This window comes from Mesorhizobium sp. AA22, assembly GCF_001672375.2.
In the GTDB taxonomy this organism is placed as follows: Bacteria; Pseudomonadota; Alphaproteobacteria; order Rhizobiales; family Rhizobiaceae; genus Mesorhizobium; species Mesorhizobium wenxiniae.
Genome location: NZ_CP048406.1, coordinates 2,142,961 through 2,165,080 on the forward strand (window position 1 = coordinate 2,142,961; position 22,120 = coordinate 2,165,080).

The window sequence follows — 22,120 nt, forward strand, 5'->3', positions numbered from 1 at the left end:
GCGCGGCATGCGCGCCTGTTCGTCAGCGGCAATCGAAGCTGCCGCAGACCGTGACGATGAATCTTCGGATGTGGCTCTATGGAGCGGCTGATGTGGCCCACCACATCTCGTTGAAGCGTCAACCGAGGCGACCCATATACGCACTGCGTCGGATGTTTTCCTCCCATTGCGTCCGGCGCGTTCCCCTCTGGAGGTTTTAAACCTTCATGCCTGGCCGGACCTTAACAGTCCGGCCTTTTTTCTATTGGTCCTGTGAAGCTGCGAGTTCGCGAGCGAGCTGTAGAACCGCCGTAGGTCAGAGCATCCACGACCGGGCAGGCCGCGGTGCTGGCATCGGGCACGGGTGCCCAGCCGGCATAATCAGCCCAATGAGCGAGAAAATGTCCGTGACATTGTCGTCATATTCCACAGCGGCCTAGCCGTAGGGGTGCGGCAACGGAAGCTGCCATTTTGTCGGGAAATCCACTAGGCTCGCTTGGTTTGCGACACGGCGAGAGGTGCCCGACCTGAAACAGATGCCCGATATGAAACAAATGAGATTGCTCGGCATCGTGGCCGCGACGGCGATCGGTCTGTATGTCTGCTATCTCTTGGCATTGCCTTTTTTGCCCGCATTGACGTGGGCGCTGGTGTTGGCAATCGTCCTGTATCCGGCTCATCGACGGGTCGAGGAAAGGCTCAGGAACCAAAACCTGGCTGCACTGATGTCAGTCAGCATCGCGGCGGTTGCAGTCGGCCTGCCGCTCATCTTCGTGGCACAGCAGCTTGTTCGCGAGGCGGTAAACGGCGCCACCTATCTGGAGGAGGTCATCCGGGGTTGGAACACAGATGCCTTCGTGTCGGGCTATCCCAGGCTTTCGGCGGTTGCCCAGTGGGTTGAGAACCAACTCGATCCGGCCGGCACGGTCGCCGCATTTGTGCAATGGCTGACGGGACAAAGCACATCGCTATTGCGCGGCTCGATCAATCAGGCTGTGATGTTCGTGCTGACTTTCTATCTGCTGTTCTATTTTCTGCGGGACCGTGAATCCGCCCTGCGGGGGATCGAGCGTCTCTCGCCCCTGCGTGCACCGGAGACGGCATACATGCTGTCGCGCCTTGCCGAGACGGTACATGCGATCCTGATAGGCACCGTTTTTGTCGCCGCTGTGCAGGGAACGCTGGGCGGCCTGATGTTCTGGTGGCTCGGCCTGCCCACGCCGGTCTTCTGGGGCCTGGTAATGGGACTTCTTGCCATCGTGCCAGTGCTCGGCGCATTCGTGATCTGGGTGCCGGCAGCGATCTATCTCGCACTGGAAGGGTCTTGGGCAAGCGCAGCGATCCTGACCATCTGGGGCGGCGGCGTCGTCGCCGGCATCGACAATCTGCTCTATCCGATGCTTGTCGGGAGCCGGTTGCGGCTCCACACAGTGATGGCCTTTATCGGCGCGGTCGGTGGCATCGTCCTCTTTGGAGCATCCGGACTCGTCCTCGGCCCTGCGGTGATCGCGGTCACCATCAGCCTCATTGACATTCTCAAGAAACGGTTGAACGGCCAACCCGGGGCGGAACTGACGCCAAAGCGCTACACGAAGCCATCACGTCAGTCCGGAGCCGGGCCTAGTCGTGAGTAGGCACCGCCACGCGCCCCTGTTCGATTCTAGACCTAAAGACTTGGCAGGCCGTATCGCTCGCGAAGGGTGCGCTCACCCCCAGCGTCCAAAACTTCCGAACGCTCCAGCAAAGGCATCACGTCGTCGATGAAGCTTTGCTGGTCGACCCAATAGTCGAGGCTAGTCGAGGCAAGCGGGTCGCTTGGGGTATGCACCAACCGGCCTCGTGACTGCCGAGGCTAAAGATCACGGCATTGAGATATGTGCACAGCGGCGGGCTCATTTTTCGCCGGCTATATAGGCGTTGCTGTAATAGGCCGCGAAATCGGGGCGTTCGCCGATCAGGTTTCCATCGCTGTCGCGCAGGGCGCCGGCCTCGAACAGGTAGTCGCCGATCGCCTCCATCTTTGCTGGATCGATCGTGCCGATCGCGCCGGTGGGGCTTTGCAGATAGTGGCCATCGACCAGCGCCTTCAGGGATGCTTCGATCAGCGGACGGTCGGTCAGCACGTCGCTGTTTGCTGCGATCAGGATATCAGCCGCTTCTTGCGTTTCGACGGCGAAGGCATAGCCGCGCCTGGTCGCGGCGATGAACGCAGTTGCCGTGTCCTTGTTCTTTTCGAGGTAGGCCCGGCTCGAGCCAATGAAATTGGTGTGTTGGTCGGGCACGCCGTAATCGGCGTAGCGGAAGGCGCGTTGGGCCTTGCCGTCAAGTTCCGCTTTGATCCCCTCCCAAGTATAGACTTCGAGCGTAAAATCGACTGCGCCATTGGCCAAGGCCTCATAGGCGGAGGTGCGCCCAGCGTCACCGTTTCGAATTTGCCCTCGCCGCCATCATGGCGGATGATGGTGCCGATCAGCGCATTCTCCCAGGCGCTGCCGAAACCGCCATAGGTTAGGCCGTCCAGGTCCCTTGGGGACTGTATGTCGGCGCGGTCGGCATTGAACACCAGCCTGCCGGTTTCTGTCTGCATGATGGCGTAGGTGGCGACGAGGTCGGCGCCGGCGGTGCGTTGGGTGAACAATCCTATGGATCCCAATATACCGAAATCAGCCACGCGGTTGGCGATCAGCGTACCGGCCGCAGTGTCGCTGTAGGGCAGGATCTGCACGTCGAGCCCGGCCTCGGCGTAGAAGCCTTTCGCCTGGGCGACATAGAGCCCGACATGGTTTGTGTTCGGCGTCCAGTCTAGTGCGACGGTGACAGTCTGCTGGGCGCGGACGGACGTGACGGGTCCGAGCCCGGAGATCAATGCGGCAGCGATGAAGAGGCGTCTGGAAAGCATGGTCATGTCCTTTGGGCGGGCTGTGGATCGGGCAGGGTATCGAGGATGTAGGCTTCGATGGCGCTGGCTGCCGGCGAGACAAGATCCGTGCGCGGGCGCGGAAGAGGTATGGCGATTTCGCGCAGCACGCGGGCGGGGCGGCTGCTCAGCACATAGATGCGGTCGGACAGGAAGACTGCCTCGCGCACGTCGTGGGTGATCAGCAGGACGGTCCAGCGGTGTCGGTCCCACATCATCGCAAGCCAGCGCTGCATGCCGGTGCGCGTGAGGGCGTCGAGTGCGCCGAACGGTTCGTCGAGCAACAGCATGGCGCGGCCCTGCACGACGGTACGCAACAGCGCGGCGCGCTGGCGCATTCCGCCCGAGAGCTGCGCCGGATACCTTTGCTCGAAGCCCGCAAGGCCGAATTCGCCGAAGAGCGGCGCCACCTTGTCGCGCGCCGCCTTGCGGGACATGCCTTGCACTTCCAAACCGAGCGCGGTGTTGTCGATAACCGTGCGCCAAGGCATCAGGGCATCGTGCTGCGGCATGAAGGCAAACGGTCGGCGCGCGTCGGCCAATGGCCGCCCGTCGAAGTCGACACCGCCGCCGTAGCCTTCGAGACCGCCCGTCAGCAATTTGAAGATCGTGGATTTGCCGGCTCCGGAGGGGCCGAGGATTGAAACGAATTCGCCCGGCTCGACATGCAGGGTGATGCCGGCAAGCACGTCAATGTCGCCAAAACGCTTGCTGACTTGGCGCAGCTCCAGCCGCCTGCTCATGATTTTCGTGCGGCATCGAGCCGCTCCCATGGCACGGCGGCGCGCTGGATCAGCACCGTGGCGGCAAACAGGGCCAGCGTGAGCAAGGCGCTGATCAGCACGGCTGCGAGCACGAGATCGGGCCGGAAATTGTTCTTGGCGTTGAGCATGTAGATGCCGAGCCCTTTGGCCGCGCCGGCATATTCCGCGAAGATGGCGCCCACCACGGCGTAGGTGATCGAGATACGCAGCCCGGCGAAGAAATAGGGCAGCGAGGAGGGCAGGCGGGCCAGCAGGAAAATGCGCATGCGGGAAGCGCCCATCGAACTCAGAAGCGCCGAGATGTCCCGATCCGTCGATTCGTAACCCTGCACCAGCGCGACCAGCATGGGAAAGAAAGTCACGAGGGCGACCAGCATGATCTTCGGCGTCAGCCCGAAGCCGAACCAGAGAATGACCAGCGGGGCGATCGCCACCAGCGGCAGCGTCTGGCTAATGATGAAGACCGGGAACAGGGCGCGGCGCAGCGGTTTGAAGAAATCGATCAGCACCGAAAGAAGGAAGGCAACGGCCAGCGAGCAGGCGAAGCCCACCAATGTGGCACTGGTGGTCGGCACAGTGTTGTCGAACAGCGCCTGGCGCTGCTGGATGGCCTGGGCGAGAATGCGTGACGGCGCGGGCAGCGTGGTGGGCGAGATGCCCGAGATGCGCGCATAGAGCTCCCAAGCCAAAACCAGCGTGCCGACAGATAGCAAGGCCGGTCCGATCTTGGCGAACAAGGCTGCGATTCGCGGCGCGGCGGAGAAAGATTGGGACATGCGAGACCTGTCTGGCCCGAAAAGATCAGCGCGGGGCCGGGCTGTTGGCCGAGACCGTGAGGTCGGTCGTGACATGGCCCTCGGGCGTGCCAACCGGGAGCGTCGAAATATTGACGACGCCGACGAACTCGCCGGTCATCGGATCAAGAGAAATCTGTGCGTCGGAAAACATCGCCCGCCTCGCTCCGCTGGTATTATCCAGATCAGCTCTAGGGTTTACGGGCTTGCAGCCCATCTCTCAGCCCCGACGATACGGAGCACCCCTGTGGATGGCGGCAATTAAACAGATATGGGGTGGAGCTGCAAGTCAGGGTCCGGCCCCGTGAAACTTCGGGTCGGAGGAGGTGGGCCGCAGTGCTATGCGATCGCAGCGGGTGCGGAAAGGCGACGATCGAGTGGACAGTTTCCCGTTCGTCGCCATTGTCGATGCCAGGCGTTTGGTGAATTGTGGAAGCATGAAGACATGAATTGCATTCGTTGTAGGCAGAGGGTTTCTATTTCGCCCATTACGACCGCGCTTTGTTGGAGAGCCAAATGCAAGAATTTATCCTTTTTGCGCTCGTAGGGTTTGTAGCTCAGGCTGTCGACGGGGCTCTCGGCATGGCCTACGGCGTGGTTTCCTCGACAACGCTGCTGGGGTTTGGCGTGTCTCCTGCACACGCTTCGGCTTCAGTTCACGCGGCTGAGTTGTTTACCACTGCGGCCTCGGGTTCGGCTCACCTCTATCACCGCAATATCGACTGGAAACTTTTCTGGCGGCTGATGCCATTTGGCGTGCTCGGCGGCGTTCTCGGCGCTTTTGTGCTCACCTCGTTTGAGGGGGCGATCATGAAGCCATATGTGACGACATACCTTGCGCTCGTCGGAGCTTGGCTCCTGTTCCGTTCCTTCCGGCGTATCCCAAGCAATCCGGTCCCTGCAAGCGTGGTGCCTCCCCTTGGGCTTGGTGGTGGATTTCTCGATGCCGCAGGGGGTGGCGGATGGGGACCAATCGTAACGACGGGCCTTCTTGGTTTTGGCGGGACGCCCCGCTACGTTATTGGAACGGTAAATGCGAGCGAGTTCCTCATCACGCTCTCGGTGTCTCTGACCTTCTTGTTTGCATTACTAACGGGCCATTGGGCGGAGGCAGGAGAGCTAACGGAAAATCTACTCTCTGTCGCCGGCTTGATCCTTGGCGGCGTAGTCGCAGCGCCGATGGCCGGTTGGGTAGTGAAGTCAATCGCAGAAAAGACGCTTCTCAGGCTCGTTGGTATTCTCATCATACTGCTGGCAGGCTGGCAAACCGCGCAACTCTTCGAATTGGTGTAAACTGAAGACACGTCGAAAAAGTTGTCGGCGTCGCTTCCCTGGCGGCCGTGCCGGAGACGAAAACTCAATTCCCAAATGGAACGAAGAGACCCCTTTGATGTTTGGCTTGCTTGGACAACCGGAGGACGAGTCGATGAAAAAATTGGTTGCAACAGCAGGGTTGGCGCTGGCGGTCGCGATGCCCGCAGCGGCTCAGGACACCGCGACCGCGAAAGCCGAATTCGTCAACATGGCTGGCGAGAAGAACGGAACGGCCACGCTGACCGAGACCGCGCACGGCGTGCTGATAGCGTTGGAGGTAACAGGACTGCCGGCGGGTGAATGGGTCGCATTCCATATTCACGAAACCGGGAAGTGCGACCATCACACCGGCCATGCCTCGGCCGGTGGGCACTTCAATCCGACGAATGCCGAACATGGATACCTCACCGGGAAAGGCCCGCACGCGGGCGATATGCCAAATCAGCGGGTCGGCCCCGACGGCGTTTTGCGTTCGCAGGCTTTCAACAGCGTGGTCAAGCTGGATGGTGGAGATACGGCCATACGAGGCAAGGCATTGATGATCCACGGCGGACAGGACGACTACAAAAGCCAGCCTGCAGGTGATGCCGGAAATCGTCAGGCCTGCGCCGTGATCGAGTGAAAACCCCGAAATGAGTAGAGACCTGTCCGACATATGATCTGACCGGCTCTTCAGCCTCGGCCAGGTAGATGGTCGGAGCCTCCAGCGTGATGATTGCATGAACGACACTTCTCCTAAGGGTGTGCCTTCTATGGGCCTTGCCCAGTCAGCCATTTCCGCTCGCGGCCTGGTCAAGACATTCGGCAAGCTGCGCGCGGTCGATGGTATCAATCTCGATGTGCCGCGCGGCATGATTTTCGCCATCTTGGGCCCGAACGGCGCCGGCAAGACAACGCTGATGCGGATGCTCGCGACGCTGTCGCGCCCCGACGCCGGCTCCGCGACCGTGATGGGGCACGATCTCGTGCAGGCCCCGCATGAGGTCCGTGCGGCAATCGCGATGACCGGGCAGTTCGCTTTGCTCGACGAGCACTTGACGGGCCGGGAGAACCTCGTCCTGCTCGCCCGACTCTGGGGTTTTCGCGGTCGCGCCGCGAAAGCTCGTGCGGACGATTTGCTCGCGGCTTTCGGCTTGTCCGAAGCGGCGACGAAGCAGGTGAGGGATTACTCAGGTGGCATGCGAAGGCGGCTCGACATAGCCGCCTCGCTGGTCGTCACGCCGGGCGTGCTGTTCCTTGACGAGCCGACCACAGGCCTCGATCCGAACGCCCGCAAGGATGTCTGGGGCATGATCCGCGGCCTCGCCGAGGCCGGCGTCACCATCCTGCTCACCACCCAATATCTCGAAGAGGCCGATCAACTTGCAGCGCGCATCGCCGTCATCGACCACGGCAGGAAGATCGCCGAGGGTACCAGCCGCGAACTGAAGGCGGCCACCGGCTCCGGCTTTCTCCGTGTCGCGCTCGCCGATGTCGCTCGGCTGGACGAAGCGGCGACCATTCTGGAACGCCGGCTGGAGCACCCTGTCCAAACGCAGTGCCGAAGGCGCGGAGCTCTCCGTCCTTGCCCGCACAGCGAAGACCGCCAACGAGGCGCTGGCCGAGCTGGTCGCCGCCGGCATCGAGCTGTCGGATTTCTCCATGGGCCAGCCCAGCCTCGAGGAGGTCTTCTTCGCGCTGACGGGCCAGCCGGGCCTGAGTGAAACCCGCAAGGAAGGCGACAAGCCATGATCGACACGACATCCCTGCAGCGGCTGCAAAGCGTCGCCCGACCTAGAACCCCATCAGCCCTTTCCAACGCGCTCGTCTTCGGATGGCGCGCTGTGCTGAAATTCAAGCATGTGCCGGAGCAGCTCTTCGATCTGGTGATGACTCCGATCATGTTCACGCTGCTCTTCACCTTCGTCTTCGGCCGCGCGCTCGCCGGTTCGCCTGGCGACTACCTGCAGTTCTTCCTACCCGGCATCCTGGTTCAGACCGTGGTGTTTAACGCAGTCTATTCGGGCATGGGATTGTCGACCGATCTCGGCAAGGGCTTGTTTGACCGCTTCCGATCGCTGCCGATCTGGTCGCTGTCTCCGTTCGCCGGCCTGATGGTGGGCGACATCCTGCGCCATTTGATTGCCGCCTCGATCATTCTTACCATCGGGCTGATCCTCGGCTACCGGCCTGAGGCAGGCATCCCCGGCGTGCTTGCCGCCTTCGCCATGCTGATCGCCATCGGGTTCGGCATGGGCTGGGTATTCATCGTGCTTGGCCTGCTGATCCGCACGCCAACCACGGTGATGACGCTCGGCTTTACTTTCCTGTTCCCTCTCGTCTTCGCCTCCAACATCATGGTCGACCCCGGAACCATGCCGGACTGGCTGCGGGCTTTCGTCGAAGTCAATCCAGTGTCGCTGATGACGACGGCGCTGCGCGGGCTGATGGGTGGCGGGGCGACACTCAGTCAGGTCGTCCTCGCCCTGATCGCGCCGGTAGCGCTGACCGCGATCCTGGCGCCGACGACCCTATGGCTGTATCTCAGAAGGTGATTGGTTCTGCGCATGCCGCAGACGGACCGCCGATCCAAGCGAAACCGTCGAACATTATCTGGCGTGATGTGCGCCTCGGCTCTTGATCGCTAAGCGCCGTCTTGGGTTCGGCTGTGCGGATGTTCTCCTACGCGACGTGCACCGTGCGCTGCCTCGGCTTGATCGCGGTGGCGAGCAGCAGGCCGGCGACGATAAAGGCAGCGCCGGCGAGGTCGTAGTCGTGCAAGCTTTCCCCAAGGAAAAGATAAGCGAGCACGGCGACGAAGACAGTCTGCAGATAGAGCAGCATGCTGGCGCGCCCGGCACCAAGCGTCTCGACGCTGCGGTTGTAGAGGTAATACATCAGAGCGCCGCCCGGACCAGCGACATAGGCGAGTGCCAGAAGGCCGTTCGCATGCAGCGCCGAACGCTCGCCGGAAAACAGCTCCCAGAGATAAAGGGGCAGTGCGACCAGCGCGCCGGCTCCTAGCAGCAGGACCACCATCGGCAGAAGCTCGATAGCGAATTTGGAGCGACGCAGCAGCACGGTGTAGAGGCCCCAGCAAAACGCGCTGCCGACGATCCACAACTCGCCGGGATTGAACTGGAGCCGCATCAGCGCGGTAAGGTCGCCGCGCGCTACGATCACCACCATCCCGACCAGAGCGAGCAGCGCGCCAAGAGCCTTCCAGACGCCGAGGGGCTCGCCGAGCACGTAGCGGGCAAGCACCATGGTCATGATCGGCGACAGCGCCATGATGATGCCGGCGGTCGTCGCGTCGGTGTAACTGAGGCCCGTGTAGATCATGCCCTGACAGAGGGTCAGCCCGATCGCGCCGATGGCCAGCACCTCGATCGCCCGGGACTGGATCAGCACGAGCATCGCCCCGTGATGACGATGGACGATAGGCAGCAGGATTCCGCAGGCGAGCGCCAGCCGCCAGAAGCAGAGCGCCCAAGGCGGCATTTCGGGGGCAACCCACTTGGCTGCGATGTAGACGCCGGCGGACAGGAGCCAGCAGAGCGTCGCGGTGGAATAGGCGAGAGGAAGCGATACGCCGGCAGTCGCCTTGGCTACGCTTGGATGGGCTATCGGCAGCGATTGCATGTCCCTCTCCTCCCACTGCGGATCTTAGCAAGATTGCTGCGACTTGCCGAGCAGCAACGCCACCTATTTCACCCTATTTCACCGATCCTTGTGCGGCGGTTTTTTGTTTTCCGTGTGGAACACAGGCCAGCGACGAAAGTTCGGCTTCTGCAGCCGCAGACAAATGCTGCCAGATCGGATCCTCCCCGCCGATCACAGCCCGCGTCCTTCTCCCAGGGGCGCGGGCCTCCTCTGATCCCAACAGACCGTTGCCCGCGACCTCTCCCGGAGACGCGGGCTTTTCAATCGCGTCCGCCTCGCCGGCAGAACGCGCGAAAGCGCAAGCAGACGAATGCTGCTTAGCGTTCCCGCCGCTAAGCGGATCAAAATTATTAAGCTATTTCAGAGAGTTGTGGTAGCGGGAGAGGGACTTGAACCCCCGACCCCAGGATTATGATTCCCGTGCTCTAACCAACTGAGCTACCCCGCCAGGGCGGCGAAAGGTCCGAAATCCGCCTTAAATCAGAAGGCATGTCGAAGCGTTCGCCAAGGTCGGGCGGATATAAGGTTGGGACGCCAAGCCTGTCAAGCATCGATGCAGCCGGCATGCCGGCACATTCTATCGCATCGTGCTTCCGAAAACCGGAATCGATTTTCGGAAAGCACGATGCGAAGGTTTACGGTCTTGAGACGCGTACTTGTGCGTCCCAAGCGGACACAGGTCGCTCTGATGGCCGAAAAGCTTTGCCGGGCAGATAATTGCGCACAGAAATGCCGGGGTTGAGTTCGGCGGGGCCCGCCGCTATGTCTCGGCCACGAAATTCTAGAGTTGGAATTGATGAAACCGCGCATTGCAGTCCTCGGTTGCGGATACTGGGGCAGCAACCACATCCGCACCCTCAAGGCGCTCGGCGCGCTGCACGCGGTCTCGGACGTCAACCCTGCCCGCGCCGAAGGCTTCGCCAGTGAGCAGGATTGCCTGGCGATCGAGCCGGAGGCGCTGTTTGTCCGCAGCGACGTCGATGCCATCGTAATGGCGCTGCCGCCGCAGTTCCACGCCGATATGGCGGTGCGCGCAGTCCAGGGCGGCAAGGACGTGCTGGTGGAAAAGCCGATCGCGCTGACGGTGGCGGATGCCGAGCGCTCGGTGAAGGCGGCGGCCGACAATGGCCGCGTCTTCATGGTCGGCCATGTGCTGCGCTTTCATCCAGCCTTCGAGACGTTGAAGGCGCTGATCGACAGTGGCGAGCTCGGCGAGGTCCGCTATATCCATTCGCACCGCCTCGGGCTCGGCAAGTTTCATACCGAGAACGATGCGCTGTGGGACCTTGCGCCGCACGATCTGTCGATGATCCTGGCCATCACCGGCACGGAACCGATCGAGGTGCGTGGTGAGGGGGCAGCGCTCCTCGACAATCTCAGCGATTTCGCGCATTTGCACATGCGCTTTCCCAATGGTCTGCGCAGCCATCTCTTCGCGTCGCGGCTCAACCCTTACCGCGAGCGGCGGCTGACCGTCGTCGGCACCAAGGCGATGGCGGTGTTCGACGATGTCGAGCCGTGGGAGCGCAAGCTCGCCGTCTACCGCCACGCGGTGTGGCAAGACAGCGGCCAATGGGCCTTCACCACCAACGAGCCGTCCTATGTGGCGGTGGGCGAGGGCATGCCGCTGACGCGAGAGCTCGAGCATTTCCTCCAGTGCATCGAGACGCGGGCAGAACCGCGTACCAGCGGCGAGGAAGCCATCAGGGTGCTGCGTATCCTGACCGCTGGCACGGTTATCCACACCGGATCGTCTTCCTGAGAGAAAATGCGGCTGTATCAGAGCCTGATCCATCCCGATAAAATCGGGATCTTCGTCTATTCGGCGGGAATCTGCGCCGGGCGGGCTGCCAGCCGCGTCAGCATCGCCTCGGCCTCGGCGCCACGCTCGGAACGCTCGATGAAGCCGCCGCCGAACACGCGGGCTTCGTTGCCGTCGTCGGAATAGAGCACGCAGGCCTGGCCGGGCGCGATGCCGGACTCGCCGTCGACCAGTTCAACCGAAGTGATCCCGGCGTTGTGATGCAGCACGGCCGGGCGCGGCGGGCGTGTCGAGCGGACCTTGGCGAAAAGCTCCAGCCCAGCCGTCGGGATATCTGACAGTGCAGCGTCGCCCAGCCAGTTCATGTCGCGCAAATAGATCTTATGCGTCTCCAGCGCCTCGCGCGGACCAACGACGACGCGGGCCCGGTCGGCGTCGAGATGGACGACGTAGAGCGGCTCGCCCGACGCGATGCCGATGCCGCGGCGTTGACCGATCGTGTAGCGCAAAATGCCTTCATGGCGGCCGAGCACGCGGCCGTCGATATGGACGATGTCGCCCGGATTGGCAGCAGTCGGCTTCAGCTTGGCAATGATGTCGGAATATTTGCCCTGCGGGACGAAGCAGATGTCCTGGCTGTCCTGCTTAGCGGCGACCGTTAGCCCCATTTCCTCGGCGATGGCGCGAACCTGCGGCTTCGACAGGCCGCCGAGCGGAAAGCGCAGATAGTCGATCTGCGCCTGCGTGGTGGCGAAAAGGAAATAGCTCTGGTCGCGGTCCGCGTCGACAGGCCGGTACAGTGCGCGATGGGCGCCGTTGGCTCCAGAGCGGATGTAATGGCCGGTGGCCAGCGCGTCGGCACCGAGCTCCTTGGCGGTCGCCAGAAGGTCGGCGAATTTCACCGTCTGGTTGCAGGAAACGCAAGGGATCGGCGTTTCGCCGGCCACATAACTTTCGGCGAAGGGGTCGATCACCGCCTTGCGGAAGCGCTCCTCGTAATTGAGCACATAGTGCGGAATGCCGAGCGTCTCGGAGACGCGACGAGCATCGTCGATATCCTGGCCGGCGCAGCATGAGCCGGCCCGGTGCGTTGCCGCGCCGTGGTCGTAGAGCTGCAGCGTGACGCCGACGACGTCATAGCCTTCATGCTTCAATAGGCCGGCAACGACCGACGAATCGACGCCACCCGACATGGCAACAACGATGCGGGTATCTTCGGGGCGTCCGGGAAGGTCGAGGCTGTTCATGGTTCTTTCGTTCTGCACGGCGCCCTGGATGACGGCGCTTGAATGCCAATGGCCGGAATATAGGTCAAGCTTTCCGGGTGCGCCAGCTTCGCGAGCCGGCCGATTTTTTCTAATGGATACGGCGCTTGCGGGCAGATGCCTCAAATGCCGACGAAAAGACTAACGCGCCGTTCATGATCCTTACTTACCTATTAGGGTTCGCTTAGGCAATTTTTAAAGCTGTGGCGGTAATGTGGTGGGGATTGGGTCTTTGAGTTTTTAGTAGAGAGTACGATGACCGATCTTGTTAGACCGCGCGTCAAATATGTTATCGGGCCCGACGGCAGCCCCCTTACGATTGCCGATCTGCCGCCGACGAACACACGTCGCTGGGTTATCCGGCGCAAGGCCGAAGTGGTAGCGGCGGTGCGCGGCGGGCTTCTGAGCCTCGAAGAGGCATGCCAGCGCTATAAGCTGACCACCGAGGAATTCCTGTCCTGGCAAGCGTCGATAGACGAATATGGCCTTGCCGGGCTGCGCACGACGCGCATCCAGCAATATCGGCATTAGGGCTGGTCCAAGTAAGTCAAAAGGCGCGACAATCCGCGCCCTTTTTTGCTTTGCCGCAACGGCTGTCTCTGCTTCAGACCGTCAGCACCATATTGCCGATCGGCATGGCGGCGGGAAAGGCATGGATTGCGCCTGCGCCATCGAGCAGGTCTTTGCCACATTAGGTGGCAAGCTCTTTCGCATCGACCTTGCCAAGTTCCACAGGGCCTGCGCGGTCGGCCCCGCTGGACATCCGCTCGACGCGCCGAACTCGGCCAGAACCTGATGGGCTGCTCAATCAGATATGGTCCTGGTCGGAACCGCATACGCCCGACATTAGGATGCCCGGATGCGGCCGGTCGCGGAATATGAAGGGGATTTGGTAGCATAGGCCTGAAACTGGCGGCTGCTCGACCGATGAGCGGCGACATTCCAGATGAGCAACGCCCTGATCGCTGGGTGTTGACTGGCCTTAAAGCCGTGTTTTCAGCCGATCATGGCGCTGCGGCCGCCGGTCTCGGCGTCGCGAATCTTGGTGTCGCGTGATTCGAGCATTTCCGCTTTGGAAAGCTCCGCTTCGGCTTCGCCGAGCAGTGATTCGGCAACGCTTCGCTGCTGGGCGAGGTCGCTTTGCGAATTTCTGAGATTGTCGCGGCGCAGGCGCGCTGCCTTGGCGAAGGTCGGATAGGCAAAATGGTTGATGTCGGTGATGCCGGCTTTCTTTTCTTCGGCAGTGATCTGAAGCTCCAGTTCGACAGCCATGCGCTCGAATTCGGCGATCATCATGTCGAGTTGCAGCAATTGCCGCCGCTTCTCGTTCACCTGAAACTGCTTCAGCCGAACGAGGTTTTCACGTGACTTCATGATTCGGTACTCCTGAAAACGCACACCTGCACATATCGTCCAATCCACCTGGCAAACTCAGGCTTCACCCGTCTCCACCGACTTTACCGGAACTATGGGAAACAAATTCCTAAAGTTTTTTGCCGGCGGTAACGATTCGTTTACGGGCATTGTTAATCATACGGCTCAGGACTTAAGGCCAGGTAAAAATTCCGGCTTTCGATGCGGAAGCACGGCCAGCGAGTTTCTGGAGTCACTTAGCCTGACTCATTAATGTTTTGCATTAGAGTTTTGGTTTTGTGATTCACTATTAGATTCAACAAGGTGTAGAAAGGGGTTAAAAAATCTGATACCGTCGACGGCACGGAATTAGGTTTTGTTAACCATTCGATGGCAGCCTCTGCTCAGGCAATCACTGCTCCGGTCCTGGACGGGTCGTGAAATGGTCCGGCAGCAGAAAAGGGGAATGAAATGCGTGTTCTGCTGATAGAAGATGACAGTGCGACCGCACAAAGCATCGAGCTGATGCTGAAATCGGAAAGTTTCAATGTCTACACGACCGATCTTGGCGAAGAAGGTGTCGATCTAGGCAAGCTCTACGACTACGACATCATCCTTCTCGATCTCAATCTGCCCGACATGTCGGGATACGAGGTCTTGAGAACACTTCGCCTTTCCAAGGTGAAGACTCCGATCCTTATCCTCTCCGGCATGGCCGGCATCGAGGACAAGGTACGTGGCCTCGGCTTCGGCGCAGACGACTATATGACCAAGCCGTTCCACAAGGACGAACTGGTTGCCCGCATCCACGCCATCGTGCGGCGTTCCAAGGGCCATGCCCAGTCGGTGATCACCACCGGCGACCTGGTGGTCAATCTCGATGCCAAGACCGTTGAGGTCGGTGGGCAGCGCGTGCATCTGACCGGCAAGGAATACCAGATGCTGGAGCTGCTCTCGCTGCGCAAGGGCACTACGCTCACGAAGGAAATGTTCCTCAACCACCTTTACGGCGGCATGGACGAACCGGAACTGAAGATCATCGACGTCTTCATCTGCAAGCTGCGCAAGAAGCTCGACGCCGCTTCCGGCGGCCAGAACTACATCGAGACGGTTTGGGGTCGCGGCTATGTGCTGCGCGAGCCGGAAGATATCCGCGTCAGCGCCTGAGCTGACGACGCCGATCCGATCGATTTTCCGACAAAAATCCGGCTTCGGCCGGACTTTTGCGATTGTAGCGCAGACATTAGAGCGCCGACCTCCGGGGCCATGTGCCAGGGGTCGGCGAATCAGGCTGCAATTCTCAGAGTGCGGAAGCACTCGAGAAGTTGCGGGCGATTGAACGGCTTCAGCAGATAGCCTTGAGCGCCGGCGCGCTTTGCCCGCATGATCGAAGCGACGTCGACCTCAACCAGCGAAATCAGGATCTGGGGCTGTATCGGACTTTCGATGGCGCGTACGCGGCGAATGACGTCCTCCGCCTGCATGTCCGGCAAGGCGCCGTCGACGACGATGATATCCGGCATGTCAGCAGTGCACATCTCGACCGCGTCAAAACCGCGCGCAGCTTCGATGACCAGCATGTCGGAACCACCCAGGATGCGCTTTGCGACCTTCCTGATGACGCTCGAATCGTCGATGAACATGCAGCGTTTCATTTCCGGGCCCTCTGTGCCATGCGGCAATCCGGCAGCGTCGCGGTACTGAAAGGCACGGTAGGATCAATCCGGTAAAGAAGCTGAAAAGCCAATAGATAAAATTTTGCAAGACCAGCTTTTACGGAACTTCTTGACGATGCTTCGGTCGAATTAGCCTGGAAGGTTCATGTCATTTATCCGTTGGGGGCGTAGTAAACATTGTCTAAAAATAGTTGTCTGTTCTTGTCACTCACCTTAGTAACTTGAAGCGGCCGATAGCACGATTTCTTCTGCGGTTGCGTGTATCGATATCGTCATGTTCGCCTCGCGCGCCAGAAGCAGCGTGTAGTAGGGCTGCACCGAATGCGCGTCGATCGGTTCTTCAGGCTTGTTGCCGGAATGGAGTTCCAGGAATTTGGGCGGCACGCGCAGCATCGGACCGCTCGCGGCGAGCGCAAAGCGTGGTTCTGTGTCGAGGTTTTCAAGCGTAACCGTAAGCTTACCGCCACGCGGAATGGCGGCGTTGGCGACGAGAATTAGGTTGAGCAGGAGCTTCACCTTGTTCTTGGGCAGCAGCGCACGGGTTCCGTTCCAGACCAGTTCCGGCTTTTCGTTCTTCAAAAAGGCGATCGCAACGGCCTCGGCGTCCCCCGTGTCGATCATCATGCCGGCAGAACCGGCTGCGCCGAAGGCGATGCGGGCGAATTGCAGGCGGGCCGAAGCGTTTCTTGCGCTCTGGCGAATCAATTTCATGGCATCTTCGTCGGCGCCGCCTTCGTCGAGCAGCTCAAGCCCGTTGTTTATGGCGCCGACCGGCGAAATGATGTCGTGGCAGACCCGGCTGCACAAAAGCGCTGCGAGATCGGGTGCGGAAAGGGTGAAAAGCTCGGCCATCGGCGAAAGTCCCTGCAAAATTTCACTAAAAATGGCCGGGCGATCAATGGTCACGCCTGTCCACACGAATCACGCTCTCTCCCAAGGCCTACTGAATACACAGCGCCTGAGCGTGCAGCAACAAATCCGGAATTGCTGTTATCGAAAATGGTGTGTTCACGCAGGGGGCGGATACTGCGCGGGCGACGCGAAACCGGCTCGAAACCAGCCTTCTAACCGCCATCTTCATGTGAAAGCTTAATGGTTGAAAAAGGATTACGGCATAGTTTGCCCATAACAGTCATCCTTAGCGGCCGCCAAAGAGCCGCACGGATGCGAGGCGTCGGCGAAAGTGCTCCCTGACGGAGATTGGAAGCATGTTTTCCCGATACTACGACCGGAGCTTTTTCCGTGTCATCACCGACCGGAGTTTTCTCCGTGTCGTCTCTAACCGGGTTTCCCGTGTCATCTCTGACCGGAGTTTTTCCCGTGTCACCTCAATGGCGATTGCTCTGATGGGCCTTGTCGTCGTCTTTTCAACCTTCCCTTCGCGGGCCCAGGAATACACCGCTCAGGAGATCGTCGATTCCGGGCATAAATTCTTCGGCGCAACATCGGGCGGGCTCGCCACCGTCGTCGAGAAGATTTTCGCCTCCTACGGCCTGCCTAATGGCTATTTGCTTGGCGAGGAGGGCTCGGGCGCACTGATCGGTGGCCTGACCTATGGCGAAGGCACGCTCTACACCAAGAATGCCGGCGATCACAAAGTGTTCTGGCAGGGCCCGTCGCTCGGCTGGGATTTTGGCGGCGAGGGCTCGCGGGTGATGATGCTGGTCTACAATCTCGACGATGTGAACAGCCTCTACAATCGTTTCGGCGGCGTTGCCGGCTCCGCCTATCTCGTGGCTGGCGTCGGCTTCAACGTGATGAAGAACAACAATGTGCTGCTGGTGCCGATCCGTACCGGCGTCGGCGCCCGGCTTGGCGTTAATCTCGGTTATCTCAAGCTTACCCAGCGTGCCACCTGGAATCCGTTCTGAGCGGCGGTTGCCTCGTCATCCCGATTGGTTCCAGGGTCGAAGACTTGAACATTGCTGCGGCAGACCCTTGCCGCAGCACTGGAATTCCGTCATGCGAACGTGGCACAGTCCCTAACGGTCCATAACGGATAGTCACCTTGGTTCAGTCGGTCCTGTTCTTTGTCCTCGGCTTTCTCTGCGCCGGCTTTGTGGCGCTGATGATTGCCCCGGCCATCTGGCGGCGGGCCGTGATGCTGACGCGCAAACGCGTCGAGGGCTCCATGCCGCTGACGCTGGCCGAGATTCAGGCGGAGAAGGATCGCGTCCGCGCCGAGTTCGCCATGTCGACGCGCCGGCTCGAAATGAGCGTCAAGTCGTTGCGCGAAAAGGCGGCCGAACAGCTTGTCGAGATCAGCCGCGGCCGCGAGGCCCTGAAGGAGCTGGCGCTCGAGCGGAAGGACAAGAAACAGGCCCTTTCCGAACTCGAGGCCAAGGGCGAAGACCTTCGACAGCGCGAAGACCAGCTGCAGCTTTTGTCGGATCGGCTTGCTCAAACCGAACATGCCCTGGAAAAGCGTGTGCTCGAGCTGAAAAAACTGGAGCATATGTATGACGACGCCAGTTTTTCTTCCAGCAGCCGTCAGATCGAACTTGTGGCGCGCGAGTCCGAACTGCAAAGGTTGGCCGACGACATTTCGGTGCTGCGTGGCCAGCGCAAGGAGGCGGACAGGCGCCAACAGGAGAGCGCGGCCGAGAGCAAGGCCGCACGAGACGCGTTGAAGGCCGAGAAGAAAAGGACCGGCGAACTGGACAAGAAGGTCGAGCGCCTGCTCGCCACGCTTGCCGATCGCGATGACAAGCTTGACCGCCGCGAAAAGGAAATCGCGCGGCTTCGCCAAAAGTCGAAAAGCGAAAGCGTGGAAAACGCCTCGGCGGTTCGTCTCGTCGGAGTGCAAGGTAGTCAGGGCGATGCGGCCGTCAAGGACGACGACGACACCCAGAACGCCATCGCCAAGCTCGACTGCGACCGAGAGCGGTTGGAGGCGAGGCTGACGGAACTGGCCCGCGAGAACAAGAAACTGAAAACGGAGCTTGCCGCCTTCGAGGCATCCAAATCCGAAGACGGCGACGATGCGCGCCGCGCCAGCGCTGCATTGCGTGAGCAGATGAGCGACCTGGCGGCGCAAGTCGTCGCCCTGACGGCGACGCTCGACGGGCCGGAGTCGCCGATCGCAAAGGTTCTTGCGGCACCCAACCAAGCGGGAAGCGGCGAACGCAGCCTTGCCGATCGCGTGCGGGCGCTGCAGAAGGCCGAATCGACGCATTGAACCCAGGCAGTGATGCTGTCTTCTGCGGCTCAGGTGCTGCTTGCCGAAAAATGATGTAAGGCGATGGCTGACGCGGCGGCGACATTCAGGCTGTCAAAGCCTTCTGCCATATCGATCCGCACCGTCCGCAGACGGGCGAGCAGGCTTTCGGGCAGGCCTTCGCCTTCGGCGCCGAGATAGAGCGCCAGCCGTTCAGTCCTTTTCGTATCGCGGATGCCGGTTCGCCCGCGCGGCGACAAAGCGAACTGGCCGAAGCCCAGCCGGTCGAGCGCTGTGGTGAAGCCGATGGTCTCAGTGAAGGAGGCGAAGGGAACTTTCAGCGCGGCGCCGACCGAAACGCGGATCGCCTTGCGGTACAGCGGATCGCAGCAGGTCGAGTCTAGAAACACGGCATCGGCGCGGAAGGCGGCGGCGTTGCGAAAGATCGAACCCATATTGTCATGGTTGGCGATGCCGACCAGCACGACGATCAACGTCCGGGCGGGCAGGGTATCCAGCAAGGCCTCTGCAGGCTGCGCCGCGCCTTTGCGGCCAATCGCCAATATGCCGCGATGCATGGGAAAGCCGGCAATCCTGTCCATGACCTCGCTGGCCGCCACGTAGACCGGAAGGTCCACGGGTGCTTTGCGCAGGGTTCCGTCGAGGCCTGCCAGCCGATTTTCGAGTACCAGCACCGATTCGGCCGCAAAGCGTTTGGCCTCGAGCAGCATTTCGAGCACCACCTTTCCTTCGGCAACGAAACGGCCCTGCCGGCCGGCAAGATCGCGCTCGCGGATGTCGAGATAAGCGGCGACGCGCGGGTCGTGCGGGTCGTCGATACGAATGGGGCGCATGCTTGCCTCAGCTGACTCGCATCGGCCCGATCGTGGTGAGCTTTCCGACAGCACGACGCGTGGATCCAAAGTGTTAGAGCGTACTTTCTGCGTCCAACTGGACGCAAGTCGCTCTTAGAACTTGTTAGCGAGGTAAGGGTGCCCGGGCCAGTTCTTGCATTTATGGATCTCGTTATCCCAAAACCGCTTCGCACCCTCGGTCAAGCCCAAGGGCAGGCTTTTGGGCGACATGCATTGGCCGGTTACGTCCCGGAGCGACGCGGGCGGTATGCCATCTGCGATAGCTCACCCTCGCCGAAAATCCCGTCCAGCGTGTTGAGAAGTTCGCGCACGGCATCGGATTTACAGGAATAGTAGATCATCTGCCGGTCGCGCCGGGTCTCGACGAGATCGAGCGCCCGCAGTTTGGCCAGATGCTGCGACAGGGCGGATTGGCTGAGCAGAACCTTCTCGGCGATAGCGCCGACCGACATTTCACCGTCGGCCAGATAGTTCATGATCAACAGTCGTTTCTCGTTGCCCATCAGCGTCAGAAACGCAGCCGCTGATTCGGCATTGGCAATTAGCTTTTTCGAGACCATCGATCCCCCATGCCTTCCTGCTCATCTGGCGCTATGGGGGCAATAGCGTCTGATTCCATAGGCTCACTCGCGAATGTGCGCTGGCGATTCAACGCTACCGGGAAAGCGTAGAACATCTCGCTCAAACCTCAAGACTTGCTTTCGGCCCGACGCGATTAACTGTCGGACTGTGTTTAATCCGCCACTCGGCCGGTTTTTGCCATGTCGACCAGAATATGCCTGAGCTCTCGCGCCGTCCTCAATGGCTCGGGAAAGAACACCCGGCAGACATCGTCGCCCAGCGCCAGGTCCATGCCGTCGGCGTCGAAGCCGGTGACGACCCAGCCGTCGCCCACCGCCTTGGCGAAGTGGCGCGCGTAGACGGCGATTGCGTCGCTATGGTCGGCATTCATGTGGTCGAGGGCGGATTGTTCGCCAGCGGCAAGCTCTTCGACGATCGGTGCGGTCGTGACCAGATCGGCGCGTTCGAGCAGGTAGGCCTTGCCAAAGCCGCCGTTGAGACTGGCGCGCTCTGGCTCGAGGCGGAAGATCGAGAAGTCGCCAAGACCGGCATAGAGCTTCGCCTTGGGGTTGCGGTTGAGATAGCGCCGGTCGGCGCGGGCGTGCTCGCCGGATCCACGCTCAAGCCGTGCTGCCCGACAGACGAGCGTCAACCGCGGGTGCGCCAGCGGGTCGCCCTTGCCGGGCTCGCCGACAAGCAGCGAACAGCGCGGGTCGGCAAGGATTGCGCCGGTATGGGCGGACAGCATCGATACAAGGATCAGCGGCGTGCCGTCGAGATCGGTGGCGACGCCAACCCTGCTGGCCAGCGGCGAACCGGTCCCGGGTTCGATCACCGCCAGCGCGCCGAAACGGGCACTGCGGATCAGCGTCTTTGCCAGCCTGATCGCTTCGGCGTCGGTCTCGCGGATCACGTCCTTCTTTCGGTCGGCCAAAATCCACACCGTCTTAAGCTGATGTTTAGTCATGGTTATCAACCTATCACACCGGATTTGACAAGGGCTTCAGTTTCGATTTTCGGGAAGGCCGAAGCGTGCCAGCACGGTCGCCGCCTGACAATCGCGATCGGCCGGCATAGCGGCAAGCGTCGGCCGGGAGCGCGAAAAACGCGGCGCCGGGGCGGGGCGCTCAAGCGCACCCGACGTCACAAAGGCGTTGCGAGCGCGATTGTGGGGATGATCCCTGGCTTGCCGCAGGGACAGAACCGGTGCAACACAAGCATCGGTCGCCGCAAAGAGACGGTCCCAGTCGTCCCGTGTCTTCTGCCCGACTCGATCGACAATGGCGGCGCGCATCTGCGGCCACAATGTCCTGTCGGCGGCAGTCTTGCGAATTCGGCGAAGAACAGGGGTTCAAGGCAGCCGACGGCGACGTGGCGTGCGTCCGCCGTCTCATAGGTATCGTAGAAGGACGCGCCGGAATCGAGCAGGTTCGCGCCGCGCATGTCACTCCACAGGCCCGCTGCCATCAAGGCGTGCACAGTGTCGTCAGCATCGAAGCGCCCTCGGTCATCGCGGCGTCGATCACCTGGCCCGCCGGAGCGCGAACGCTCAAACAGGGGGCCAGTGCGCCGGCACCAGCATAACGGCGCCGCCGCCATAGTCGGCGACGACGTTGAGCGGGGGGGACTGGCCGGCCTCCTTCCTGGCCGATGGCGTGCAGCACACCCGAATAGGCGAGGTAGGTGATGTCGCGGCTGGCACGATCCGATGGCGGTCCGTTATGGCCGAATCCCGTCGTGCGGCCGTAGATCAGCGCCGAGTTGCGTGCCAGTACCGCGTCCGGCCCAAGACCAAGCCGCTCCATGACATCGGGACGAAACCCTTCGCTCAGCATGTCGGCCCTTTCGGCAAGGCGCAGCACCAGTTCGGCGCCTTCCCAGCGCTTCAGGTCAAGCCGCAGGTTGGAGCGGCCGTGACGGTCGATGTGGTATTCATCCGGTAGCGTCAGAAACGGCCGGGTCGACCCAGCCCGCTCGATGCGCAGCACCTCGGCTCCCATCTCCGACAGCATCAGGCTGGCTAAGGGCACCGGTCCAATCCCGGCCATCTCGATCACCGTC

Annotated in this window: 23 protein-coding genes, 1 tRNA gene, 1 pseudogene and 1 riboswitch; of the genes and pseudogenes, 10 read left to right on the forward strand and 15 right to left on the reverse strand. The window is 61.1% G+C overall.

The genetic code is table 11. The annotated features are described in order from the left end of the window. Window positions 1–497: 497 nt before the first annotated feature. On the forward strand, window positions 498–1,613 hold the full coding sequence (locus A9K68_RS10520) for an AI-2E family transporter (protein ID WP_128340418.1): 1,116 nt from the start codon (window positions 498–500) through the stop codon (window positions 1,611–1,613). 258 nt (window positions 1,614–1,871) lie between these two features. Here the strand turns inward: A9K68_RS10520 and A9K68_RS10525 are convergent. The 4 genes and pseudogenes from A9K68_RS10525 to A9K68_RS10540 form a co-directional block, all read right to left on the reverse strand. Further along, a pseudogene (locus A9K68_RS10525) lies at window positions 1,872–2,884 on the reverse strand (ABC transporter substrate-binding protein). Next, window positions 2,881–3,639 carry an ABC transporter ATP-binding protein gene (locus A9K68_RS10530; RefSeq protein ID WP_065007557.1) on the reverse strand — a complete coding sequence of 253 codons (759 nt, stop codon included), beginning with the start codon at window positions 3,637–3,639 and terminating at the stop codon, window positions 2,881–2,883. The pseudogene A9K68_RS10525 and the gene A9K68_RS10530 overlap by 4 nt, the downstream one beginning before the upstream one ends. Then, the gene (locus A9K68_RS10535) at window positions 3,636–4,436 is read right to left on the reverse strand and encodes an ABC transporter permease (RefSeq protein WP_065007556.1); all 801 of its coding nucleotides are present in this window, start codon (window positions 4,434–4,436) and stop codon (window positions 3,636–3,638) included. Before A9K68_RS10535 ends, A9K68_RS10530 begins: the two co-directional genes overlap by 4 nt. 25 nt (window positions 4,437–4,461) lie before the next feature. Then, window positions 4,462–4,608, reverse strand: coding sequence for a hypothetical protein (locus A9K68_RS10540; protein WP_156768265.1), 147 nt, complete (start codon window positions 4,606–4,608; stop codon window positions 4,462–4,464). Next, window positions 4,599–4,711, reverse strand: a riboswitch (TPP riboswitch). Its footprint overlaps the gene before it by 10 nt. A 259-nt stretch (window positions 4,712–4,970) precedes the next feature. Here A9K68_RS10540 and A9K68_RS10545 point away from each other — a divergent pair. The 4 genes from A9K68_RS10545 (at window position 4,971) to A9K68_RS10560 (ending at window position 8,302) form a co-directional block, all read left to right on the forward strand. Beyond that, window positions 4,971–5,747: a sulfite exporter TauE/SafE family protein gene (locus tag A9K68_RS10545; RefSeq protein WP_065007555.1), complete on the forward strand. Its 777-nt coding sequence runs from the start codon at window positions 4,971–4,973 to the stop codon at window positions 5,745–5,747. A 133-nt stretch (window positions 5,748–5,880) separates the two neighbouring features. After that, window positions 5,881–6,390, forward strand: a complete 510-nt coding sequence (locus A9K68_RS10550; RefSeq protein ID WP_065007641.1) for a superoxide dismutase family protein — start codon at window positions 5,881–5,883, stop codon at window positions 6,388–6,390. A 97-nt stretch (window positions 6,391–6,487) separates the two neighbouring features. Next, complete coding sequence (locus tag A9K68_RS10555; RefSeq protein ID WP_246811339.1) at window positions 6,488–7,471, forward strand: ATP-binding cassette domain-containing protein; 984 nt, start codon at window positions 6,488–6,490, stop codon at window positions 7,469–7,471. Window positions 7,472–7,495: 24 nt separating this feature from the next. Continuing rightward, complete coding sequence (locus A9K68_RS10560) at window positions 7,496–8,302, forward strand: ABC transporter permease (protein ID WP_065007554.1); 807 nt, start codon at window positions 7,496–7,498, stop codon at window positions 8,300–8,302. 127 nt (window positions 8,303–8,429) lie between these two features. Here A9K68_RS10560 and A9K68_RS10565 read toward each other — a convergent pair whose 3' ends face one another. Next, the gene (locus tag A9K68_RS10565) at window positions 8,430–9,389 is read right to left on the reverse strand and encodes a DMT family transporter (protein WP_065011884.1); all 960 of its coding nucleotides are present in this window, start codon (window positions 9,387–9,389) and stop codon (window positions 8,430–8,432) included. A 392-nt stretch (window positions 9,390–9,781) separates the two neighbouring features. Continuing rightward, window positions 9,782–9,858 (reverse strand) — tRNA-Met (locus A9K68_RS10570). A 348-nt stretch (window positions 9,859–10,206) separates the two neighbouring features. On the opposite strand from A9K68_RS10570, the gene A9K68_RS10575 reads away from it, so the two are divergent. Then, window positions 10,207–11,172 carry a Gfo/Idh/MocA family oxidoreductase gene (locus A9K68_RS10575; protein WP_065011885.1) on the forward strand — a complete coding sequence of 322 codons (966 nt, stop codon included), beginning with the start codon at window positions 10,207–10,209 and terminating at the stop codon, window positions 11,170–11,172. 56 nt (window positions 11,173–11,228) lie between these two features. On the opposite strand, the gene mnmA is transcribed toward A9K68_RS10575, so the two are convergent. Then, complete coding sequence (mnmA, locus tag A9K68_RS10580) at window positions 11,229–12,419, reverse strand: tRNA 2-thiouridine(34) synthase MnmA (protein ID WP_065012039.1); 1,191 nt, start codon at window positions 12,417–12,419, stop codon at window positions 11,229–11,231. Window positions 12,420–12,692: 273 nt separating this feature from the next. Here mnmA and A9K68_RS10585 point away from each other — a divergent pair, with 273 nt between their 5' ends. Beyond that, entirely contained in the window at window positions 12,693–12,968 is a 276-nt protein-coding gene (locus A9K68_RS10585) for a DUF1153 domain-containing protein (RefSeq protein WP_006203587.1), read from the forward strand. Between the two features lie 465 nt (window positions 12,969–13,433). On the opposite strand, the gene A9K68_RS10590 is transcribed toward A9K68_RS10585, so the two are convergent. Further along, a complete protein-coding gene (locus tag A9K68_RS10590) occupies window positions 13,434–13,811 on the reverse strand; it encodes a flagellar export protein FliJ (protein ID WP_029349790.1) in 378 nt (125 codons plus the stop codon). A 450-nt stretch (window positions 13,812–14,261) separates the two neighbouring features. Between A9K68_RS10590 and ctrA the strand changes: the two genes are divergently transcribed. Then, a complete protein-coding gene (gene ctrA / locus A9K68_RS10595; RefSeq protein ID WP_006203583.1) occupies window positions 14,262–14,957 on the forward strand; it encodes a cell cycle two-component system response regulator CtrA in 696 nt (231 codons plus the stop codon). A 119-nt stretch (window positions 14,958–15,076) separates the two neighbouring features. Here the strand turns inward: ctrA and A9K68_RS10600 are convergent, their stop codons facing one another. Further along, window positions 15,077–15,445, reverse strand: a complete 369-nt coding sequence (locus tag A9K68_RS10600) for a response regulator (protein ID WP_065011886.1) — start codon at window positions 15,443–15,445, stop codon at window positions 15,077–15,079. Window positions 15,446–15,679: 234 nt separating this feature from the next. Next, window positions 15,680–16,318, reverse strand: coding sequence for a histidine phosphotransferase family protein (locus A9K68_RS10605; RefSeq protein ID WP_065011887.1), 639 nt, complete (start codon window positions 16,316–16,318; stop codon window positions 15,680–15,682). Window positions 16,319–16,797: 479 nt separating this feature from the next. Here A9K68_RS10605 and A9K68_RS10610 point away from each other — a divergent pair, with 479 nt between their 5' ends. Continuing rightward, on the forward strand, window positions 16,798–17,337 hold the full coding sequence (locus A9K68_RS10610) for an EipA family protein (protein WP_065011888.1): 540 nt from the start codon (window positions 16,798–16,800) through the stop codon (window positions 17,335–17,337). Between the two features lie 137 nt (window positions 17,338–17,474). Beyond that, on the forward strand, window positions 17,475–18,644 hold the full coding sequence (locus A9K68_RS10615; protein ID WP_065011889.1) for a hypothetical protein: 1,170 nt from the start codon (window positions 17,475–17,477) through the stop codon (window positions 18,642–18,644). A 29-nt stretch (window positions 18,645–18,673) separates the two neighbouring features. Here the strand turns inward: A9K68_RS10615 and A9K68_RS10620 are convergent, their stop codons facing one another. The 5 genes from A9K68_RS10620 to A9K68_RS31655 all read right to left on the reverse strand — a co-directional run bounded on the left by A9K68_RS10620 (window position 18,674) and on the right by A9K68_RS31655 (window position 22,107). Then, window positions 18,674–19,477, reverse strand: a complete 804-nt coding sequence (locus A9K68_RS10620; protein ID WP_065011890.1) for an RNA methyltransferase — start codon at window positions 19,475–19,477, stop codon at window positions 18,674–18,676. Between the two features lie 242 nt (window positions 19,478–19,719). After that, entirely contained in the window at window positions 19,720–20,058 is a 339-nt protein-coding gene (locus A9K68_RS10625) for a metalloregulator ArsR/SmtB family transcription factor (RefSeq protein WP_065011891.1), read from the reverse strand. A 173-nt stretch (window positions 20,059–20,231) separates the two neighbouring features. Next, entirely contained in the window at window positions 20,232–21,026 is a 795-nt protein-coding gene (locus A9K68_RS10630) for a HugZ family protein (RefSeq protein WP_065011892.1), read from the reverse strand. A 36-nt stretch (window positions 21,027–21,062) separates the two neighbouring features. Further along, window positions 21,063–21,353, reverse strand: coding sequence for a CoA transferase (locus A9K68_RS31650; RefSeq protein ID WP_082982742.1), 291 nt, complete (start codon window positions 21,351–21,353; stop codon window positions 21,063–21,065). A gap of 172 nt (window positions 21,354–21,525) precedes the next feature. Beyond that, a complete protein-coding gene (locus A9K68_RS31655; RefSeq protein ID WP_246811340.1) occupies window positions 21,526–22,107 on the reverse strand; it encodes a CoA transferase in 582 nt (193 codons plus the stop codon). Window positions 22,108–22,120: the final 13 nt, after the last annotated feature.

What these genes read in the sequence shown, in the direction of transcription:
- A9K68_RS10530 (WP_065007557.1), bottom strand. Translation starts at nt 3,639, where the DNA reads ATGAGCAGGCGGCTGGAGCTGCGCCAAGTCAGCAAGCGTTTTGGCGAC.
- A9K68_RS10535 (WP_065007556.1), bottom strand. Translation starts at nt 4,436, where the DNA reads ATGTCCCAATCTTTCTCCGCCGCGCCGCGAATCGCAGCCTTGTTCGCC.
- A9K68_RS10540 (WP_156768265.1), bottom strand. Translation starts at nt 4,608, where the DNA reads ATGTTTTCCGACGCACAGATTTCTCTTGATCCGATGACCGGCGAGTTC.
- A9K68_RS10545 (WP_065007555.1), top strand. Translation starts at nt 4,971, where the DNA reads ATGCAAGAATTTATCCTTTTTGCGCTCGTAGGGTTTGTAGCTCAGGCT.
- A9K68_RS10550 (WP_065007641.1), top strand. Translation starts at nt 5,881, where the DNA reads ATGAAAAAATTGGTTGCAACAGCAGGGTTGGCGCTGGCGGTCGCGATG.
- A9K68_RS10555 (WP_246811339.1), top strand. Translation starts at nt 6,488, where the DNA reads ATGAACGACACTTCTCCTAAGGGTGTGCCTTCTATGGGCCTTGCCCAG.
- A9K68_RS10560 (WP_065007554.1), top strand. Translation starts at nt 7,496, where the DNA reads ATGATCGACACGACATCCCTGCAGCGGCTGCAAAGCGTCGCCCGACCT.
- A9K68_RS10565 (WP_065011884.1), bottom strand. Translation starts at nt 9,389, where the DNA reads ATGCAATCGCTGCCGATAGCCCATCCAAGCGTAGCCAAGGCGACTGCC.
- A9K68_RS10575 (WP_065011885.1), top strand. Translation starts at nt 10,207, where the DNA reads ATGAAACCGCGCATTGCAGTCCTCGGTTGCGGATACTGGGGCAGCAAC.
- mnmA (WP_065012039.1), bottom strand. Translation starts at nt 12,419, where the DNA reads ATGAACAGCCTCGACCTTCCCGGACGCCCCGAAGATACCCGCATCGTT.
- A9K68_RS10585 (WP_006203587.1), top strand. Translation starts at nt 12,693, where the DNA reads ATGACCGATCTTGTTAGACCGCGCGTCAAATATGTTATCGGGCCCGAC.
- A9K68_RS10590 (WP_029349790.1), bottom strand. Translation starts at nt 13,811, where the DNA reads ATGAAGTCACGTGAAAACCTCGTTCGGCTGAAGCAGTTTCAGGTGAAC.
- ctrA (WP_006203583.1), top strand. Translation starts at nt 14,262, where the DNA reads ATGCGTGTTCTGCTGATAGAAGATGACAGTGCGACCGCACAAAGCATC.
- A9K68_RS10600 (WP_065011886.1), bottom strand. Translation starts at nt 15,445, where the DNA reads ATGAAACGCTGCATGTTCATCGACGATTCGAGCGTCATCAGGAAGGTC.
- A9K68_RS10605 (WP_065011887.1), bottom strand. Translation starts at nt 16,318, where the DNA reads ATGGCCGAGCTTTTCACCCTTTCCGCACCCGATCTCGCAGCGCTTTTG.
- A9K68_RS10610 (WP_065011888.1), top strand. Translation starts at nt 16,798, where the DNA reads ATGGCGATTGCTCTGATGGGCCTTGTCGTCGTCTTTTCAACCTTCCCT.
- A9K68_RS10620 (WP_065011890.1), bottom strand. Translation starts at nt 19,477, where the DNA reads ATGCGCCCCATTCGTATCGACGACCCGCACGACCCGCGCGTCGCCGCT.
- A9K68_RS10625 (WP_065011891.1), bottom strand. Translation starts at nt 20,058, where the DNA reads ATGGTCTCGAAAAAGCTAATTGCCAATGCCGAATCAGCGGCTGCGTTT.
- A9K68_RS10630 (WP_065011892.1), bottom strand. Translation starts at nt 21,026, where the DNA reads ATGACTAAACATCAGCTTAAGACGGTGTGGATTTTGGCCGACCGAAAG.
- A9K68_RS31650 (WP_082982742.1), bottom strand. Translation starts at nt 21,353, where the DNA reads ATGCGCGCCGCCATTGTCGATCGAGTCGGGCAGAAGACACGGGACGAC.
- A9K68_RS31655 (WP_246811340.1), bottom strand. Translation starts at nt 22,107, where the DNA reads ATGGCCGGGATTGGACCGGTGCCCTTAGCCAGCCTGATGCTGTCGGAG.